The sequence below is a fragment of the Salinirubellus litoreus genome (genome assembly GCF_037335815.1).
GTDB lineage: Archaea > Halobacteriota > Halobacteria > Halobacteriales > Haloarculaceae > Salinirubellus > Salinirubellus litoreus.
The window spans coordinates 1,432,473-1,452,207 of sequence record NZ_CP147841.1; the positions used below are offsets into that span (position 1 = coordinate 1,432,473).

Below are 19,735 nucleotides of genomic sequence, written 5' to 3' on the forward strand. Positions count from 1 at the left end.
CGTGATTCCAGTCAACGGTTTCCTATTGCGAATAGGATTCCTATTGGCAGATGTCTTGGGAGATATCTGGGAGCTCTATCGAGTCCATTCGCTCACGCCGCCAGCGCTCACGACTGGTGGCGCACGGCAGGTACTGCGACTCACCGAGAAGGCCGGTATCGAGGTCGAAGAGGGATATCTCAAATTGCACGGGGCCCGCCGAGGACTCGGCGATCTCCTCTATCGGATCGATCGCGGACACGCCCAGGACATTCTCCGCCACAGGGATCTTGCCACCACGCAACCGGCCTACCAGCATATCGATGCCGAGGAGCGAAGAGAGCAACTCGACACGTACCTCGAGGATGCAGGCGGGTAGGTAGCTGTTGTGCCCTCAATGGCGGCTCCCATCCGATCCTTGGTGAGGTGGTACTGCTGGCTGACGGGTGAGGCTCCCGTTGTCGCTCCAAGATCGATTCACGTCTGGTAACTCCCAGAGCCGTATGACAGGACGAACTACGGTGGGTTGATCGCCTCGTTGAGCGAGTCGAGAGTCCCACTGTCGTACCCGGGCCCGCCACAACTGATGAACGGCACGGGCGACGAGAACGAGTTCCGTCACCGAGGTACAGGACGGGTCGACGTCGTCGTCATCGCTGGACGCGTTCGGCGGCGGGTGGTAGTGGGCGTCACTGGCGGGGGTAGTGTAGTCGTGTGGATGGACGTCCCAGCGCAGATTCCGATCCGTCCCGTCGCTATAGTGAATCTTGTAGTCGCCCTGTACCGACCACCGGACGGTGATGGTCGCCGTCGAAGCCTCGCCGATGCCGTCCTCGAGGTGGAGTCGCAGTTCACCGGGGCTCAACGGATCGTCCAGTGAGCCGCTCGCAAGCGGTTCGAGGCGTTCAAACTCGGTCCGGAAGTCGAGGAGCGCGCCGGCGTCAATAGCGCCACGCAGGGAGTGTAATTCATCCTGCATCGCGTGAGCCGAGCAGCCCAGGGGGTTCACTCGATCGAGCGTCGTCCCCGATCGTCTCCTCGGCGTCCGCGAGCGCGAGGGCGGTCCCCGCGAGCTTCAGGTTCCGACGCGCCGTCTGCCACTCCGTCACCGCCGCCGCGTCCAGTTCCGCATCGGCGACGGCCGCTGCGCTGGGTGACTCGGCCCCTGTCCGTTCCTCGAACTCGCGGACAGTCTCGCGCAACTCCGCGATACGCGCCGATAGCGTCTCGATGTCCATCGAGTCGAGGATCTGCTGAGCGCGCTCGAGGACGACTGAACGGGGGGTACGCCTGTACCACGTCCCTCGCTCGTCCGGCCGGGAGACGGCCTCGACGAACCCGTCGTCGTCGAGGATACCGAGATGCTTGCGGGCGGTCGTCTCGGACGTCAGTGCGCGTTCGGCGATGGTGGCAACCGACTGCGGGTCGTACGTCCGCTTCATCACGGTGCGGACGCGCTCGCCTGGAGTGGTGTCCGCCTTCCACTCCTCGGTGACGCGCTCATTCACGTCTGCCGGAGCGTCAGTCATACGTGGTCTCGTTCGTGTAAGAATATTAGGCTTGGAGACAATATGCTTGTGTCTGCGATCGTGACATACCCCTCCTCGGTGCTCCAGTCCGACACTCCCGCCTACCACAGCCCACAGTGAGCGAGAGGCGCACCAGAGAGAAGGTCGTGGCTGCGCGCGCAGCGAAGGTCTCGTGAACGGGGTGAACGAGGGCTGAGCGAGCACGGAGCGGAGGGTGGGGAGGTGGCTGGTGGGTGGCGGAATCAAAAAGAAAGAGGACGACTTCCTCAGTCGGCCGCGACCAGCTCGGCCACTTCGCCCATCGACTGCCACCGCCGTTCGGCCGCATCGTACAGTTCCCGGGAGTACCGCGCGACCCGTCCTTTCGTCGTCGGAAGCGTCGCCTCCACGGCCGCCACGACCTCTGCCTGAGTCACCGATTTCCCGTCCGTCAGCCGATCGGCCGCGTAGACGGCCGCTCCAGCCACGCTCATCCGCGACGTCCCCGGCCCGACCGGCTCGGCATCGGCCACCTGCATCAGCCGATCGGCAACCCGCACCAGCTCGATGCCCGTTCCGACATCCACCTCGTCGTCGAGCGCAGCGACGACCTTGTCGACCGTCCGGTCACGAACCACGGGCGCCTCCACATCCGTCTGGAGGCGGATCTTCCGCGCGGCCGCACACACCCGCTCTTCGGGGGCCTTCGCATATTCCGCGATGTCCGCCGGCGTCCGCTCGATCCCAGCCTGTCGCGTCGCCAACAGCACGGCCCCTGCGGCCAGCGACTCCCAGGCCATCCGTCCACCTGGCAGCCGCGCCTCCTTGGCCGCTTCGAGGTACCGCGAGGCATCCGTCTGGACGTGTTCGGGGATACTGAGATTCGCCCCGATCATCCCGATGTCACGGAAGCCCTCGTTCAGCCGGTTGTCACGCTTGGAGTCCATCTGGAAGCGCTTGTGCCGCCTTCTGAGCCGCCCCATCCGCTCTCTCTGTCTCGAGGTGAGTGCGTTGCCCTTCCCGTCGGCGGTGAGGAAGAACGTCGTATGGAGGCCCTTGTCGACCCGCAGCTCGGTTGTCGGCTCGACCGCCCACTCACCTTTCCGATCCGTCGAATCGGGCGCATGGGCTTTCAGCCCCGGCTTTCGCTCCAGCGCATCGATTGTCACGACCAGCCCACAGTCGGCGCACACGGCCTCACAGTCCTCCGAAACCACCTGTCCATCGCATTCGGGACAGGTCGGCCGCCAGGCCACGTTCCGCGCGTCGTATCGTTCGTTCGTCGACGATTCATCCGAACCTTCATCAGCGACGATGTCACTAGCTATCATGGGTTCACCAACCCTGAAGGCGCTTCCTCGGCGCCTTTTCCGACGACCACGGTCCTCAGCCGTGGCTACCAGCGCCACTGCACCGACTGCCTCTGCGCGCGCCGTCTCGCGCCTTCGCGAGCGCCCCCGGGGCGCGAGCGGCGCGCGCCACCGACAGGTGAGAGATCCAGCCCCGCGCGGGAAGCGGCCGCCCGGAGCGAGCGGCCAGCGGAGTAAGCGTCGTGGGGTGAGCAGCCACGCCGCGCAACCCCCGGCGCTTACCCGCTGGCGTCGAGACCATATTCAGTTCAGCCCGGAACGGGCGCTCGCGGTGCAGAGAGCGCCCGCACGCCCGGAATGGTCGGTCGCGAGCGACAGCGCGAACGGCGTGGCCGACCGCAGGGAGGCCACGGGCGAGCGGTGACCGCAGGGAACCGCGAGCCAGGAGCCGTAAGCGTGCGGAGGGCGGCCCGACGCGCGGGGTGGGCCGTTCGGCCACATCGACCCATCCGAACCCACCGCTCGGCAGACCAGCCGGCGAGCTGTCCATCCGGGTTCGAAGGGATGATCCCTCGACCGGCCCGTCCACGGGAGATAGCCTATCCCGGATTTACAGCTTCCACTCACCGAACAGGAGAATCGCGCCGACTATCCACTCAGCCGATCCGGGTGGGACTGAACGGGGCCGGCGGGTGGACGACGCCCGGACCCGCAAGCACCACAGCGAGCGACGCGAGCGAGGCGCACAGCCTGGCTCGCACGAGTCCAGCCAGCGGAGGCGCTTGAACTGTCCTCGCTTGATCGTAAGACGTCACCCGGGCCTGACCACGTTGAGCGTCAACTGGACCGAGATATCGAGATTCGGTGGCCGTCCCTGGGGGAGATACGCCGGCCGGAGTGGCCTGCATTCTGGCTGCCTTGGGCGTACACGATCGAGTGAAACGATCTCGCAAGTGAATTCGCCGTCCCCGTGTCGTTTCCAACCCTGGTTCCGGGTTGTACATCGACCCGATATCCGCAGAAGCGGTCACATGAGGGTGTGTACGGCCGATGTCCGGAACGGAACACGAATGAACTGAACTGGAGATGAAGCTAGCGCGGGGCGAGTTCCGGAGGAACGGGGCTATAGGCGCTCGAGCGTCTCGTTCGATGTTTCGATTGACGGCCAACGAACACGTCGTTTCCGCAGTTCGTCCGTACATGACGCTTTACCGAGTCAGATCGGCCGGAACGGTGTCTCTATTGTCGAGCAGTACGGATGAGACGAATCAGTTCGTTCCGATCGAGTCAGCCGCTCAGCGTCGACTGTGCGCTCATTCGATACTCTCATCGGTATCGACCCGCGGTCGATTCGAATCCCGGAATCGGGTCATACCCCCTAATACACACCCGATCTCACTCGTATCCGGACCTCTCGGACGGCGGTTCTCCGATGGAAGCGAGATATCGGATCGGCCACAGCCGCTCCGTACTGCCCGGATCATGTCTTGTTTACCGGGGGCGGATTCGCTTCCTCTGGCTTCGCTCAGGGCGATCGTCGTACATGACCACAGAGAGACGTTACTGCGGGAGATCCCGGGGATGTACGCGATTCCCGAGGGACGAATGCCACCAAATCAACGAAATGGCGTTCTCTCTAACACGAGATCGGTTCTATCGAGGCGGGACGACCGCGAGCGTTCGAGTCAGGAGTCCGAAGCGGGGTTCCCGATCGGATTCGGCGATTTGTCCCAAGCTCGCTGCCGATCAATTGGATCCGATTTCGGATTTCTCCGATCGCGATTGGTGTTCGTTTCCCTGGGTCCGAGTCTCGAAAATTCGAATCAAGTGCAGTCCAGACGAATGCCCCGGACTTGCTCCCGAGCCGATTCACTGGTCACAGTCGGGCGCCTCGATCTCCGTTCAAGATGGTGTCTTCCAAAAACCGCATTCAGAACTGAGCTCCGACGAGAGAAGTCAACGCCGTTCGTCAGGCGGTCAGGCAGTTTCCAAAAGGCGGTATTTCCCCGCAAGGAGCGATTGTGTGAGGGGTTTTGCCGGCCGTCTCGAACGAAATATGGGGAGCGTAGGCGACTGCCGACCAGTAGAATCGGTGACCCCGCGGAAAATCGGCGTTTAGGACGATGCTCCGTAAGAATGGAATCGAAACGAAGGTAAATCCAGGGCCGTGTAGATATGTCGAAAATCGCAGTGCGTAATCAGTTTTTGGAACTCGATCTACCTCTGTTTCAACTGGAACATGCCCTGGCTACGGTGAGCGCTACAGATGACTCATTTGGCCGTGTATGGGAGATAGAGACCGTCTATCTTCGGTATTACTGCTTCCGGAGATGGCTCTCGTGCTGTCAAATAATCAGTGAAGTGACTGTATCAAACCACTGCACTCAACAGATTTTTGGAAATAAGTATATGATATCTGACGCTATAATGGGACCAGATTCCGACAGGGCGCTCGGCGTGCTCTTCCCGATGTCCGCAGTAGACGGCTTACAAGGGCAATATCTCCGGTTCGTGCGTCGCTACCTTCTCAGCACCGGTCTCAATCTGCGGCGTGGTTTTTACCTTCTAATTTCACAAATCGCGCTAGATTACGATCCCTTGCGGGGAAATATCGGATTTTGTAACGCCTGTTACTGCCGGAGCCGACACGATTTCAGCGCTCCTGCACGGTCGGCCCCTAATCCGAGTTTGTGCATACCGGCTGCAGAGCTCCCGATTGCTCATCTGTTGTACTGGCGACGGCTAGTCCGAAGACGCCGATCGCCTTACACTGAAACGGGATCGAGGTGCCGCGGCGCGAGCATCTGGAACGAATTGGGTGGTACTAATATTTAAATACGGATACGGAGCAACCCGGTTCGAGATCAAGGATCATTGACCAGGGGTATCAACGTGCACTACCGTCCGCAGCGAAAATGAAACGGACCAACACGTTCGAGGTTCGCCCCCGCTCCGAGAGCGACCGTGAACTCCTTCGACGCCTCCTGGACGCGTCGGCGAGTCTCTGGAACGAGCTCACATACGAGCGCCGTCAGCGGTTCTTCGCCGACGAGAATATCTGGTCCGTCTCCGACCTATGCGACCGGTACAAGGGCGTCCTCGGCGCGACGACGACACAGCAGGTGCAGCGCAAGAACGACGCCGCGTGGCGGTCCTTCTTTGCCCTACTCGAGGATCCCAACGAAGACGCGCACGTTCCCGGATACTGGGGAAACGAGACTGACGGGCGGGAACTGCGAACGTACATCCGACACGATGCGTACACGCTTGAGTGGGGGGACCGTTCTCGTCTCGAAATCACGGTCGGGAGGACACTCAAGAAGGAGTATGGCCTCGGTCGTGCCGAGCGCCTCCGGCTCGAGGTAGCTGGCCAGCCCAAATGGGAGGGCGATCCGTGTCAATTGGAGCTGTACTTCGACGAGACGACCGAGACGTTCCGGGCGATCCAGCCTGTCGAGGTCCCCGAGGACCAGCAGGATTCACCACTGGCCTCTCACGAGGCCGCCCTGGACATCGGCGCAAATAATCTCGTCGCATGTACGACAACCACCGGCCAGCAGTACCTCTACCGGGGGCGTGCGGTATTCGATCGATTCTATCGGACGACCGAACGGATCGCGGAATACTCCGCGAAGCTCGACGACTCGCAGGCCAGCTCGGCCCGCATCAGGCGGCTGTATGCGAAGCGTTCGCGACGACGGAACCACGCTCAGGACGGGCTCGTCCGCGATCTCGTCGAGCGGTTACACGCTGACGGTGTGAGTGTTCTTTACGTCGGTGATCTCAGCGGCGTACTCAGACAGCATTGGTCGGTTGAGACCAACGAGAAGATCCACACCTTCTGGGCGTTCGGGCGATTGCTAGATCGGCTCGAATCCGTCTGTGAGGAGTACGGGCTGGATGTGAGGATCCGGTCGGAAGCATGGACGAGTCAGGAGTGTCCTCTGTGTGGGCGCCGTGCGGCCACGACGCGTTCCGGGGATTCGTTCCAGTGCCCCTGTGGGTACGAGGGTCACGCGGACCTTTCGGCGTCGGTGGTGTTGTTGAATCGATACGCAGACGACTCGATCGGGTCGACGGCGCGGCCCGTTCGCCTCGAGTGGGATAATCACGAATGGCGGCCGACCACAGTCGCCCCGCACGAGCGGACAACGTCCCCCGAGGATCGGACGAACCGGAGTACCACGAACGCGACCTGTGGGAATCTCGCCTCCGTGGACTGAGTGGCAGTTCAGCGGAGGGACTCACCGTTGACCGGTGACGGACGTCGATGGGTCGCTACACGAACCTTCTGGGGGTGATTGAGCCGGTTATCCGTGCCCCGGTCGAATTCAACGAGGCCGTTAGCAAACGCCACCAGCTTAGCCACCCAGCTCCTCGGCCGGAGCGAACGCGTCTCGTTCGAGGTCTCCACGACGGTCGTCGTGGTCGTGCCGCCGGGTGCCCGCGGAGTCGGGGACACGGGCGGGGACGCGGACGAACGCTCGGCGGGATGGGGCCCCGGGAACGGGCGGGCGGCCCCGGCCGAGGGGAGTCCGCCGGTCGTCGGATCACCAGGTGAACGACGCGGCCGGCATCCCGACCCCACCACGGACACCGCTCGCCGGCGGACGTAAGAGCCCCCCGTGTGAGGAGGGGGTATGTACGACTCCATCGGTCGGTCGCCGGTCGAGTGGGCGGGCAGGACCGCCCCGGAAGTCAGGGAACTCGCCGAGCGTGACGGCTCGGTGCTCGTCGTCCCGGTCGCGAGCCTCGAACAGCACGGTCACCACATGCCGACGATCACCGACACGCTGCTCTGCACGGCCGTCGTCCAGACGGGAGCCGAGGCCGCGGCCGAGGACGACGTTCCCGTCCTGACGACGCCGCCTGTGTGGACCGGTCAGTCCCGTCACCACCTCCCGTTTGGGGGGACGGCGTCGCTCGACGTCCGGACGCTGCTGTCGGTCCTCGAGGGGGTCGCCGAGACGACCCTGGAGAACGGCTTCGACGCGCTGCTGTTCGTCAACGGCCACGGCGGGAACGTGAACACGCTCGGCACGGCCGTCCAGGAGATCGCGGAGGTCCAGGACGCCGAGGTGCTGGGACTGACGTACTTCGGCCTCGCGCCCGACGCCATCGAGTCGATCCGCGAGAGCGGGATCGGCGGGATCAGCCACGCCGGGGAGATGGAGACCTCGATGATGCTCCACCTGCGCCCGGACCTCGTCCGCGAGGACCGGATCGAGGCGGCGCCCAACGAGAAGCCCTACGCGGGGGAGTCCGAGGACCTGATGGACTCGGGCTACCTCTCGGTCGGCCGGCCGTTCTCGGCGTACACCGAGTCGGGCGCGCTCGGCCGTCCCGAACTCGCCACCGCCGAGCGGGGCGAGGCGTTCTTCGAGGCGTTCCGCGACGGGTTCGCCGACCTGCTCCGCGAGATCCACGGGGAACACGCCTGAGCCGGCGTCCACGGGCGCTCGCGAGTCAGTTATCGGTCTCCGGCGTCCGAAGGGTATCCGTGTAGCCACGGAGAACGAAGTTACCGATCCAGAGCAGGGCGATGACCACACCCACCAGGACGATCAGTGCCTGTGCGATCCCGTCCACGGCTCTCGCCGCGGAGAGCGTCGCGGCGAGCACGATCACGATTCCCAGTGTATCACGGAGGGACCAGTCCGCCATAGCTCGGGGTGTCACGCCCCGGTAATATATCTCCGTGATCGGGGTAACGCGTATCGAGCCTCTCGATCGGGGGCGAACCGTTCGGCGCACCTCTACCTGCGGAACGGGCCATCGCCAGCCTGTGCGAGAGCGACCGCCGGACCCCGAACAGGAAGCCCCTCGTTCGGCGACGACCGCGGACGGTTCGTCCGGGTCGCGCCGCTCGCTACCCGCGCCGGCCGTCGGGGACCGGACTCCGCCCCCGGCGATCGCGTGACCGTGTCGGGCGTGACCGATCCGTCTCCCGGACTGCCCCTCGTCACCGGACGGGCGTGTCGAAGGGGGGACGGATCCTTCTCGACTTCCGTTCCGGAGGACTGCCCTCGTCCACCGACCGACGCCGATCACGCACTGAACTCGACGCCGGTGATCTCGAGCCGTGCGACCACACTCCCGGGGGAGCACCTGCCTTGTCGTCCCAGGTGTGCGCATCATTTACCTCCTCTCGCTCGATCCAGCGGCCATCCGACCGTGTCCTCCCCGTTCTCGGCTCCGAGAGCGGGAGCCGATTACGGTCGCACTTCGGGTAGCGCCGAACTCCTTCGGGCCTCTCTCGGTTCACCGACCCCCGAACGTCCGCGCCGCTACGGCCTCGCAGAGGGACCTCTGTTCGTCACCCCCTCCGCGTGCACCAGCTACGGACCGTCACCCGCTGGCTCGGCGTCGTCGCCCGATATTTACCGGAACTGATTGCCGATACCTGTGGGATAAAATCGCCGGGGGGTGGAGGGATTTGCCATGAGCACGGGTATCGTCGAAGCGTACGGATCGCTCGACCGGGGGTGGCGGGCCTGCATACTCGCGGCCGTAGTTCTCGTGGTGGCGCTCCTCGCCACCGCCGTGTAAGCTACCACGGCCTAACGGCCGTGGCATTCAGCATGGACTCCCACTCTAACCGAATCCGGTACGGGAACAACCCCGTTCGTGTTCAGCACCCCGCTGTTCAAGCGCACGCCTACGGGTGCGCCTCCCTCGGCCCCAGTTTGGTTCCGAAGGAGTTTCAGTCCGATGTTCTTGGACGCGTTGTAGTCCGCGTGGTTCTCGTAGCCACAGTCCACGCAACAGAACGACTCCTGCGTCTTCCGGTTGCTCTCGTGGGTGAATCCGCACGTCGAACACCGCTGACTCGTGTACTGTGGATTCACAAACCGGACGGTGAGGCCACGAGCTTCAGCCTTGTACTCGACGTAGCTGGTCAGTCTGCGGAACGCCCAGATGTGGTGCCACTTCGCGTGTGGCAGTCGCTTCCGGATGTTCGCCAGTCGCTCGAAGGCGATGTACGAACACCCCGTCTCGACGGCTTCAGCGACGATCTCGTTGGCGACACGGTGGAGCATCTGCTCGAACCGACCAGTCTCCGTCCGACCGACGGACTGGATGTTCTCGTGTGCCCACCGAGTCCCGCACTGGCCGAGCGACCCCCGACGCTTCTCGTACTCGCGGTGCCAGTGGTTGAGTTCATCAGCGGTCCAGAACACGCCAGTCGACGCGACGGCAATGTTCTCGACCCCGAGGTCGACACCGAGAACCGTTCCGTTCTCGGGGCGGTCGGGGGCGTCCACATCCGCCGTTGTTCGGATGTGGAGGTAGAACTCACCCTCGCGCTCGTGGAGGGTAGCACCGGTCGTTTCGTAGTCGTCGTTCAGGAAATACTGCGAGTGGGGCGTGTCGCGGGTCTCGTCGGGAAAGACGTACTCGACGGTGACGCGCCCATCGACGGTCGACAGCGTGGCGTGGTCGTCGTAGAACGTCGCGTTGCGCTTGTTGTACTCGCAGAACCGAGACGTGAACGTCGGGAGCGAGGCGTACTCGCCCTGCTTCCACCTGGCGACGACGCTCTTGAGTGCGTCCACAGCGTGGTCCCGAGCCGACTGGACGTGGTTGCTGTGGAGGTCGGTTCGGTCGCGGACGGCAGTGTACGTCTCCTCGTGGAGCGTGGACTTGCGCGTCTCGACCCACTCACCGTCTTGGGCTACGTCTACGACGTAGTTCGCGGCATCGAGGAACTGCTGTATCGTATCGCGGAGGAGGTCTGCGTCGGCCCTCTCCACGTCGAGCTTGACGGGGACGGTCCGGCGGACCTCCATACTATCACAACATGGGTAATGTACTTGAAGATTAATACGTGGCTGGGGAGTCAGCCAGCTATCGACGGAGAACAGTCACAGTACCATGTCGGTTTCCTCCTGCGTTCACGAGACGCACCGCGTCTCGTGCAGCCCACGAGAACGCCTCTGGCGTTCTCGGGACGCCTAAACACGCAGGTATCCACCTTGAAGTCTCTATGAGCGGTGCCGCGAGGAGGCTCATCCCGGGTCTGGCTCTCCTGGCGCTCGTCGCGCTCCTCGCCCGGTTCCTCGGGTCGTCGATCCCGTTCCTGACGCCGCTCGTGGTCGCCGTGGCGATCGGGGCGGTCGCCGTCAATCTCGTCGACCTGCCGGGCGTCGTCGAACCCGGCCTGGAGAAACACTCGCTCCTCCTGGAGACGGCGATCGTCCTGCTGGGCGCCAGCCTCTCGCTGGACGCCATCCTCACGGCGGGTCCCCTGATCGTCGCCCTGGTGCTGTTCGTGGTGGGGTTTGGCGTCCTCCTGGTGACCGGCCTCGCCCGGGTCGGGAACCTCGACAGGCGGATGGGGTCGCTGCTGGCCGCCGGGTCGAGCATCTGTGGCGTCTCGGCCATCGCCGCCGTCGCGCCGGCCTGCGAGGCCCGCAAGACCCAGATCGCCCACGCGGCCGCGACGATCCTCCTCTTCGACGCGGTCACGCTCGTGGCCTTCCCGGCCGTCGGGAGCGTGCTCGAACTGGACCCCCGGTTCTACGGCGTCTGGATCGGGCTCTCGATGTTCTCGACCGGCCCGGTCGCCGCGGCGGGGTTCGCCCACTCGGCCACGGCCGGCGAGTGGGCGACGATGACGAAACTCGCGCGGAACGCGCTCATCGGCGTGGTGGTCCTCGGGTACTCCCTCTCCTACACGGGCCGCAGCGCCGCCGCGACGGAGCAGCCGGTCCGACGGATCTGGGCCGACTTCCCGAAGTTCCTCTTCGGGTTCGTCTCCCTCGCGGTGATCGTGAACGCCGGACTGCTCTCCGACGCCGTCGTCTCGACGCTGACGTCGGCGTCCGGTGCCCTCTTCCTCCTCGCGTTCGCCGGCCTCGGGTTCGAGATCAGGCTGGCGGAGATGCGCGAGACGGGGCTGGTCCCCGTCGGGATCGTGGGCGTCTACCTGCTCGTGGTGAGCGGAGTGACGTACGGTATCGTGACGCTGTTGCTGTAGACCGTCGGTTCCCCATCACGTAGTTCGTCTCTCAGGGGCGTCTCTTGGGGTGAGCGGTTCGTAGCCGGAGAACCGCTGTGGCGACCGTGCTACCGTGTCCCGTCCCGACCGAGCAGTACCGCCTCGGCCTTGTGGAGGTGTTCGTGGAGCGTGGACGTCGAGATACCGATCTCTGCCGCCAGGTCGCCCGCGGAGGTCTCCTTCGGCCACTCGTAGTACCCCCGCTCGCGGGCGAGCCGGAACACCTCCAGCTGTCGCTTCGTGAGCCGGTCGGTCGGCAGCCCGCTCGCGGTCGTCTGCCAGTTCGAGCACGTGATACCCCGCACGCGTATCTCGGCGTCCCACTCGGTCCCGACCGTCTCGAGCTTCGCCCGGACGGTCTCCCGGTCGTGGCTCGTCACGAGCGTCCAGTGTTCGCGGCCCGCCCGGATGTCGATCGGCTCGGCGGGGACGAACCCCCGGGACATCAGCGCGCCGCTGATCTGCATCCGGCCGTCGTGGTCGACCAGGAGGTCCCGCATCGCGTTCCCCGGCGTCGGGACGGTCGCGTACCGGTACGTCGAGTCGACCTCGGAGACGGCGTGGACCTGTGCGAACCCCGCGATGGTCTCGATGGTCTCGTCGATCGCCGCCCGATCGTCCGCGTACGCGGTGAACAGCGTCGTGACCCACTCCCCCGTCGTGTAGATCCCGTAGCCGAGGAGCCCGACGTCCAGCCGTTCGGTCGTCTCGATCTCCCAGCAGTCGGGGTACCACAGATCCAGGGTCACCTGGAGTGCCCCGCCGGTTCCGTCCGTGCCCCTCGTCTCGCCCGTCACGTCCGTTTCGTCCGTCTCGTCTGCGTGGGTCGGCCCGTCCATGGGTGCGTCCCTCGTTGCCCGTGATCGATTACCGCGGCCGGGTGAAGAGTGTAGGGGGCGAAGGGGCGGCCGGTCACTCGTCCGTCGCCGATCGCCGCCGCTCGATCACGGCCTCCGCGAGGGTGTCTTTGTGGCCCTCGTTCGGCCCTCCGGCGAGCGTGAGGAGCTTGGCGTCCCGGAGGTAGCGCTCGACGTGGTGCTCGGTCGTGTAGCCGACGCCGCCGTGGAGCTGGACCGCCTCGTTCGCGTTGTCGACGGCGGCCTGCGTGGCGTTGACCTTCGCCATGGCGAACTCGCGGGTGACGTCGCGCCCGCGGTCGGCCCGGTCGGCCGCGCGGAGCGTGAGCAGCCGCGCGGCGTCGACGCGCTCGGCCATCTCCGCGAGCCGCCACTCGACGCCCTGGAACTCGCTGATGCGCTGTCCGTACTGCTCGCGCGAGCCCGTGTACTCGACGGTGTCCTCGAGGGCCGCCCGGGCGATACCGACGCCCCGCGCCGGGACGTTCACTCCCGTGTGGACCTCCCCCCGCTGGACGTAGGCCTCCCCCTCCTCCCCGACCATCCGGTCCTCGGGGACGCGGACGCCGGAGAGTGAGACCCGCGGCGACTTGACGCCCTTCGCGCCGAGCGTCTCCCACAGCCGCTCGACCTCGAACGCCTCGACGGGGACGAGGAAGGCGCTGATGTTGTGCGGGGCTTCGGCGTCGGGGCCCGTCTTCGCGTACGTGAGGACGAGGTCGGCGTCGAGGAAGTTCGTCACCCACTGCTTGTGCCCGTCGAGAACCCACTCGTCGCCGTCGCACTCGGCGGTCGTTTCCATCTCCAGCTTGTTGCTCCCCGCGTTCGCCTCGCTCAGCCCGAGCGCGCCGACCGTGTCGTACGACGCCATCTCCGGGAGGAGCTCCTCGTACTGGCGGTCGGTCCCGAACCGCTCGACGACGGTGGCGACCCCGAGGTGTAGCGCCAGCGCGCTCGCGACCGGCATGAGCGCGGCCGACAGCTCCTCGGTCACCAGCGCCAGCTCGACGAGCCCCTCGCCGCGTCCGCCGACCTCCGCGGGGAGCGTCAGCCCGGTCAGGCCGCGGTCCCCGAGTTCGTCGAGTATCTCCGCGGGGTACTCCTCGTTCCGGTCGAGTTCGATCGCCCGGGGTCTGATCTCCTCCCGGGCGAACGTGCGGACGTCGTCCCTGAGTTCGCGCTGGTCCGGCGTGAGTTCAGTTCGCATGGGTCGATCGAATGGCGAGTTCGGGGTAAAACCGGACCCGGATGTGACATCCTCCTCGCCGTAAACGACGAGGCTTCCCACGGCCCCGCACCGCTGGGTTGGGAACGTACGTTTCCGACCCGACGTGTCGATGGGAGTGCCACGCCCCCGTTACTCCTATCCGCCGGTGGGTTCGGGTGGTTCTGCCCCGGTGACTCGGAGGTATCTCAGTTCTTTTGTGTCGGTGATACTTACTCACTCCCCAGACAACATACGTGTACGTGTCGGATTCACGCCCGCCGTACACGGCGGGATTCTCTCCTTGGTGAAAGATAGCGAACAGGCGGACCTCGCTACCGGCACGGGGACGGCCCGCACGACCGCGTCCCCCCGCGCCGCGACGGTCAGGTCACGGGCGGTCTGGTTCCGGCATCGCACTTGAATCTGCGGACGGTGGACCGGGCGCTCGGAGAACGATCGACAGGGTGGGACCGACGCTCACACGCTCTGGGGAGTCGCGCGTACACGCCCGCGAGACGCGCACGCCCGCGCTGTACGGCGGTTTTACCGTAGTCTCGCCCGAAAAGCTTAGCAACGGGAGTGGCGTAGCCGAGGATAATGACCGACAACGGAGGTGAGTTCGCGTGGAACTCGTCGTAACCGAGAAGGACAACGCTGCACGGCGCATCTCGGAGATACTGAGCGACGGGAGCTACGGGACCGACCGGCGGAACGGCGTCAACGTCTACCGCTGGGGTGACAGGCGCTGTGTCGGGCTCTCGGGCCACGTCGTCGGCGTCGACTTCCCGCCGGAGTACGACGACTGGCGCGACGTCGAGCCCGTCGAACTCGTCTCGGCGGACGTGACCAAGCGCCCGACGAAGGAGAACATCGTCCGTACCCTCCAGGACCTCGCGCGCGAGGCCGACTCGGCCGTCATCGCCACCGACTACGACCGCGAGGGCGAACTCATCGGCAAGGAGGCCTACGAACTCATCACGGAGGTCGCGGACCTGCCGATCGAGCGGGTCCGGTTCTCCTCGATCACCGATCGCGAGGTGACCGAGGCGTTTGCCAACCCCGACGACCTGGACTTCGACCTCGCCGCCGCCGGCGAGGCCCGCCAGGTGATCGACCTGCTCTGGGGTGCGGCGCTCACGCGGTTCCTCTCGCTCTCCGCGAAGCAGTTAGGAAACGACTTCATCTCCGTGGGGCGGGTCCAGTCCCCGACCCTCAAGCTGATCGTCGACCGCGAGCGCGAGATCGAGGCGTTCGACCCCGAGGACTACTGGGAGCTGTTCGCCGACCTGGAGAAAAGAGGTGAGGAGTTCGAGGCGCAGTACTTCTACCGCGAGGACGGCACCGAGAACGAGCGGGTCTGGGACGAGGACGCCGCCGATGAGGCCCACGAGCGGCTCGCGGGAGCCGAGAGCGCGACGGTCACCTCGGTGAGCCGCCGCCAGCGGACCGACGACCCGCCCGCGCCGTTCAACACGACGCAGTTCATCCGCGCGGCCGGCAGGATCGGGCTCTCGGCACAGAAGGCGATGAGCATCGCCGAGGACCTCTACACCGCGGGGTACATCACCTACCCCCGGACCGACAACACCGTCTACCCGGAGGACACCGACCCCCGGGAGTTACTGGAGACGTTCGCGGACACGGGGGCGTTCGGCGAGGACGCCGCCTCGCTGCTCGACCGCGAGGAGATCGAGCCGACCCGGGGCGAGACGGAGACGACCGACCACCCGCCCATCCACCCGACCGGGGAGATCCCCGGACGACAGGAGCTCTCCGAGGACGAGTGGAAGACGTTCGAGCTCGTGGTGCGGCGGTTCTTCGCGACCGTCGCCGAGCCGGCGACCTGGGAGCACCTCCGCGTCGTCGCCGAGGCGAACGGCTGTTCGCTGAAGGCCAACGGCAAGCGCCTGCTCGAACCGGGCTACCACGCCGTCTACCCGTACGGCTCGACCAGCGAGAGCCACGTCCCCGACGTCGAGGAGGGCGAGGAACTCGCGATCCCGGAGGTCAGACTGGAGGCCAAACAGACCCAGCCGCCGCGCCGCCGGGGCCAGTCACGGCTCATCGAGGAGATGGAACGCCTGGGGATCGGAACGAAGGCCACGCGACACGGCATCCTCCAGAAGCTCTACGACCGCAACTACATCGAGGACGACCCGCCGCGCCCGACGCGGCTGGCGATGGCCGTCGTCGAGGCGGCCGAGGCGTTCGCCGAGCACGTCGTCGACGAGGAGATGACCGCCCAGCTCGAACGGGACATGACCGCCATCGCCGAGGGCGAGAAGACCCTCGACGAGGTGACCGAGGAGTCCCGGGAGATGCTCGAGGAGATCTTCGAGGAACTCCACGACTCCCGCGAGGAGGTCGGCGACCACATCCGCAGGGCGCTGAAGGAGGACAGCGAACTCGGGCCGTGCCCGGAGTGCGGCGAGCAGCTGCTCGTCCGGCGGTCGCGCCGCGGGTCGTACTTCGTCGGCTGTGACGGCTACCCCGACTGTGAGTTCACCCTCCCGCTCCCCTCGAACGGCGAACCGACCACGATAGACGAGGTGTGTGAGGAGCACGACCTCAAGCACGTGAAGATGCTCGCCGGACGCTCGACGTTCGTCCACGGCTGTCCGATCTGCGAGGCCGAGCGGGCCGACGACGAGGAGGACGTCGTCATCGGGGAGTGTCCCGAGTGCGGTGAGGAAGAGGGCGGGGAGCTCGCGATCAAGCGGACCCGCGCGGGCGGTCGGCTGGTCGGCTGTACGCGCTACCCCGACTGCGACTACTCGCTGCCGCTTCCCCGACGCGGCGAGATCGAGGTCACCGACAACTACTGCGAGGAGCACGACCTCCCCGAACTCCTCGTCGACACGGGCGACGACGACCCGTGGGAGCTCGGCTGTCCGATCTGCAACTACGCCGAGTACCGCGAGCGAAACCGCGTCACCGACCTCACCGATCTCGACGGTGTGGGGGCGAAGACCGCGGAGAAGCTCGCCGCTGCGGGCGTCCGGGGCCTCGCCGACCTCCGGGCGGCCGACCCCGAGACGCTGGCCGCCGAGGTCCAGGGCGTGAGCGCCGATCGGGTCCGCGGCTGGCAGGCCGAACTCCCGGAGGACACGGAGAAGGAGTCCGACGAGGCCGGTTCCGACGCGGGCGACGACCGGACGGACACCGCGGACGAGGACGGGCGGATCGACGCCGAGGCCGACGGGGGCTCGGAGCGACGGGAACCGGAGGCCCAAGGAGTCACGACCGAGGACTGAGCCCGGGGCACGGCCACACCTTCGGGCCCACCCGTCCTCCCCCGCGTGCCGCGTTCTCCCCGGCGAGGAGTGGGATCGTCTTGCGTCCGTCAGACGTTCGCGTGACGCCCGGAGAGGCTTTAATAGCCGCCCCGTCGAGCCCCGGGTGTGTCAGTCCGTTCCGACCCGCTGGACCACCTCGCCATCCCGGACGGGACGATCGTCGAGGAGCACGACCTGGTGACCGAGGGCGACGTGATCGTCGGGGGACAGACGACGGTCGAGTTCGGCGTCCGCGGGCGGAACGTCATCGCCGGCGAGCGCGTCCGGTTCGGCGGCGACATCGAGGCCAGCGGCGACTGCCGGCTGGACATGTGGTGTGACGTCGACGGGAACGTGCTCGTGGGGGGTGACGCCTACCTCGGCGAGCGGGTCCACGTCGGCGGCCAGCTCATGGTCTCGGGCGATCTGGACATCGGCGACGACGTCGACATCGACGAGGGGTTCGAGGCCAACGGCTGGATCGTCATCCGCAACCCGATGCCGGCCATCGTCTTCCTGTTCGTCTACCTCTCCCAGCTGTTACGGATCGGCGAGGAGGAGGCCGCCGAGGAGGTCGTCGACGAACTCGACCGCTCGACAGAGCGCGAACACGAGCCCGTGGTCGTCCCCCGCGGGGCGCGGGTGAGCGACGACGCGTGGCGCGTCTCGACGCCCGCGGAGGTCGGTGACGAGTGCCGTCTCCACGGGAACCTCCGGGCGAAGTCCCTCGACGTCGGCCGCGACACCGAGGTGTTCGGCTCGCTCCGGGCGAAGGGCGACGTCTCGGTCGAGCAGGGGACGGTCGTCCACGGCGACGTGACGACGCGGGGGGGTGACGTGACCATCGCGGCGGGGACGCAGATCCGGGGCGACGTCTCCTGTGAGGACCTCGACCTCCACGACGACGCGGAGGTCGACGGGACCATCCGCGCCCGCGGCGAGGTGACCATCCGCCGGGACGACGCGAGGCCCAGTATCGCCGACGCCGAGGCGGAGTCGGGGACCGGGAGCGACACGGCCACCCCGGAGGAAGCGGGCGAGCCGGCTCCCGAGGGCTCGGGAGCCGATCCCGAGAGCCCGACGGCCTGGGCCGACCTGACGCCGGCGATCACCCGCGTCGAGCCGTCGGCGTCCGGGTCGGACGACCGGCGGGCTACCGACGAGCGAGCCGACGACGACGGCGCCGACGGGGGCGACAGCGGTCGTCGCGGCGGGCTGGAGGACGTGATCGCCGAGGCCGAGCGGTAGCACGGACCGAAACTCCGGTAGCTTCTTTCCCGCAGCCCGATCCGTACGGACGATGACCGTCAGGCAGGGGTTCACCGTCGAGCACGGGGCCGACCCCTCGGAGTCGTTCGCGTTCGCCGCCGAGCACGGGTTCGACTACCTGGAGCTCAACATGGACTGGACGTTCGAGCGCTCGCGGGTCGACGTCGACGCGGTGTGCGACCTCGCGGACCGGTACGGGCTCGACCTGTGCGTCCACCTCCCCTACCGGCTCGACGTCGCCTCGCCGCTCGAACACGTCCGGGAGGGGTCCTGTCGGGAGCTGGAGGCGAGCATCGAGACGGCGGCGGAGATGGGGGCGGAGCGAGGCGTCTTCCACGCGGGCACGTTCGCCACGGAGGAGAAGTGGGGCCGCGAGGTCCTTCGCGAGTGCCTGTACGAGTCGGTCGAGCGGGTGGTCGAGCACGCACGGGACCGGGGGTTCGAGGCGGTCGTCGAGAACCTCAAGTCGCCGTTCTTCACCGCGGCCGACTTCCCGGCACTGTTCGACCGGACCGGGGCGACGGCGTGTCTCGACACCGGACACGCGCACGCCACGGGCGTCTCGATGGCCGAGCAGGCGGACCTCCTGCGCGAGCACGGCGACCGGATATCGCACGTCCACCTGAACGACACCCGGATGGACGACGACGACGAGCACCTGCCCGTCGGCGTCGGGAAACTCGACTTCGCCGAGCTCGCCGGGGCGATGGTCGAGACGGGATGGTCGGGGACCTGCACCCACGAGGTGTTCACGTTCGACGACGAGCCACGGGCGTTCGGCAAACGACGCTTCGATCAGCTGCTCGACGACTGACCCGGTCGACGTTCTCAATCGGACGCCCGTCGCCGATCCCGACGGACGGTGACGGCCTCGGCGATGCGATCGGCGAGGGCCGCGTACTGCTCCACGTTACCGGTCTTCCGGAGGTAGTCGGTGACCCCCGCGTCGGCCGCCTCGCTGGCGGCGTCCTCGTCGCTCCGCCCGGTGAACATGACGAACGGGATCTCCTCGTCCCGTTCACGGACCGTTTCGAGGAACACCAGTCCGCTCGCGCGAGGCATCTCGTAGTCCGAGACGACACAGTCGACACGTTCGGTATCGAGCACGTCGAGGCCGGCGCGTACGCTGGTCACGGAGACGACCTCCAGCCGGTCGTCCTCGGACGCCAGGAACTTCGCCGTCAGTTCCCCGAAGGACCGCTCGTCGTCGACGTGGAGAACACGGATCGAGTCGGCTGTCCGGCCCATTCGGGGTCCCCTGTTTCGTCCGATCAGATGATCGATCCATATTAAATATTTTCGAAACATATAAGAGTATAAATAATTCGA

The 19,735-nt window shown here is 66.3% G+C and carries 15 protein-coding genes; 8 read left to right on the top strand and 7 right to left on the bottom strand.

The genetic code is table 11. The features are described 5' to 3' along the window. The first annotated feature begins 1 nt into the window (after position 1). Positions 2–358 (top strand): hypothetical protein, encoded by a 357-nt coding sequence (locus WDJ58_RS06900; protein WP_338916916.1) that lies wholly within the window; start codon positions 2–4, stop codon positions 356–358. A 207-nt stretch (positions 359–565) separates the two neighbouring features. Then, a complete protein-coding gene (locus WDJ58_RS06905) occupies positions 566–859 on the top strand; it encodes a hypothetical protein (protein ID WP_338916917.1) in 294 nt (97 codons plus the stop codon). A gap of 88 nt (positions 860–947) precedes the next feature. Here WDJ58_RS06905 and WDJ58_RS06910 read toward each other — a convergent pair whose 3' ends face one another. Further along, positions 948–1,508 (bottom strand): DUF7342 family protein, encoded by a 561-nt coding sequence (locus WDJ58_RS06910; protein ID WP_338916918.1) that lies wholly within the window; start codon positions 1,506–1,508, stop codon positions 948–950. Positions 1,509–1,774: 266 nt separating this feature from the next. Beyond that, the gene (locus tag WDJ58_RS06915; RefSeq protein WP_338916919.1) at positions 1,775–2,896 is read right to left on the bottom strand and encodes a transcription initiation factor IIB; all 1,122 of its coding nucleotides are present in this window, start codon (positions 2,894–2,896) and stop codon (positions 1,775–1,777) included. 2,816 nt (positions 2,897–5,712) lie between these two features. Here WDJ58_RS06915 and WDJ58_RS06920 point away from each other — a divergent pair. Together WDJ58_RS06920 and WDJ58_RS06925 are read left to right on the top strand one after the other, a co-directional pair. Next, positions 5,713–7,020, top strand: a complete 1,308-nt coding sequence (locus WDJ58_RS06920; RefSeq protein WP_338916920.1) for an RNA-guided endonuclease InsQ/TnpB family protein — start codon at positions 5,713–5,715, stop codon at positions 7,018–7,020. Between the two features lie 417 nt (positions 7,021–7,437). After that, the gene (locus tag WDJ58_RS06925) at positions 7,438–8,238 is read left to right on the top strand and encodes a creatininase family protein (protein ID WP_338916922.1); all 801 of its coding nucleotides are present in this window, start codon (positions 7,438–7,440) and stop codon (positions 8,236–8,238) included. A 25-nt stretch (positions 8,239–8,263) separates the two neighbouring features. Here WDJ58_RS06925 and WDJ58_RS06930 read toward each other — a convergent pair whose 3' ends face one another. Beyond that, a complete protein-coding gene (locus WDJ58_RS06930) occupies positions 8,264–8,461 on the bottom strand; it encodes a hypothetical protein (RefSeq protein WP_338916923.1) in 198 nt (65 codons plus the stop codon). An 896-nt stretch (positions 8,462–9,357) separates the two neighbouring features. Further along, positions 9,358–10,587, bottom strand: a complete 1,230-nt coding sequence (locus WDJ58_RS06935) for an RNA-guided endonuclease InsQ/TnpB family protein (protein ID WP_338916924.1) — start codon at positions 10,585–10,587, stop codon at positions 9,358–9,360. Between the two features lie 197 nt (positions 10,588–10,784). On the opposite strand from WDJ58_RS06935, the gene WDJ58_RS06940 reads away from it, so the two are divergent. Next, the gene (locus tag WDJ58_RS06940; RefSeq protein ID WP_338916925.1) at positions 10,785–11,777 is read left to right on the top strand and encodes a YeiH family protein; all 993 of its coding nucleotides are present in this window, start codon (positions 10,785–10,787) and stop codon (positions 11,775–11,777) included. 89 nt (positions 11,778–11,866) lie between these two features. On the opposite strand, the gene WDJ58_RS06945 is transcribed toward WDJ58_RS06940, so the two are convergent. Further along, complete coding sequence (locus WDJ58_RS06945) at positions 11,867–12,637, bottom strand: helix-turn-helix domain-containing protein (protein WP_338916926.1); 771 nt, start codon at positions 12,635–12,637, stop codon at positions 11,867–11,869. 73 nt (positions 12,638–12,710) lie between these two features. Further along, positions 12,711–13,862: an acyl-CoA dehydrogenase family protein gene (locus WDJ58_RS06950; RefSeq protein ID WP_338916927.1), complete on the bottom strand. Its 1,152-nt coding sequence runs from the start codon at positions 13,860–13,862 to the stop codon at positions 12,711–12,713. A 623-nt stretch (positions 13,863–14,485) separates the two neighbouring features. Here WDJ58_RS06950 and WDJ58_RS06955 point away from each other — a divergent pair. From WDJ58_RS06955 to WDJ58_RS06965, 3 genes are all read left to right on the top strand, one after another. Then, positions 14,486–17,116, top strand: a complete 2,631-nt coding sequence (locus tag WDJ58_RS06955; RefSeq protein ID WP_338916928.1) for a DNA topoisomerase I — start codon at positions 14,486–14,488, stop codon at positions 17,114–17,116. A 147-nt stretch (positions 17,117–17,263) separates the two neighbouring features. After that, positions 17,264–18,385, top strand: a complete 1,122-nt coding sequence (locus WDJ58_RS06960; RefSeq protein ID WP_338916929.1) for a polymer-forming cytoskeletal protein — start codon at positions 17,264–17,266, stop codon at positions 18,383–18,385. A 52-nt stretch (positions 18,386–18,437) separates the two neighbouring features. Further along, entirely contained in the window at positions 18,438–19,220 is a 783-nt protein-coding gene (locus tag WDJ58_RS06965; protein WP_338916930.1) for a sugar phosphate isomerase/epimerase family protein, read from the top strand. Between the two features lie 14 nt (positions 19,221–19,234). Here the strand turns inward: WDJ58_RS06965 and WDJ58_RS06970 are convergent, their stop codons facing one another. After that, a complete protein-coding gene (locus WDJ58_RS06970) occupies positions 19,235–19,654 on the bottom strand; it encodes a response regulator (protein ID WP_338916931.1) in 420 nt (139 codons plus the stop codon). Positions 19,655–19,735 lie beyond the last annotated feature (81 nt).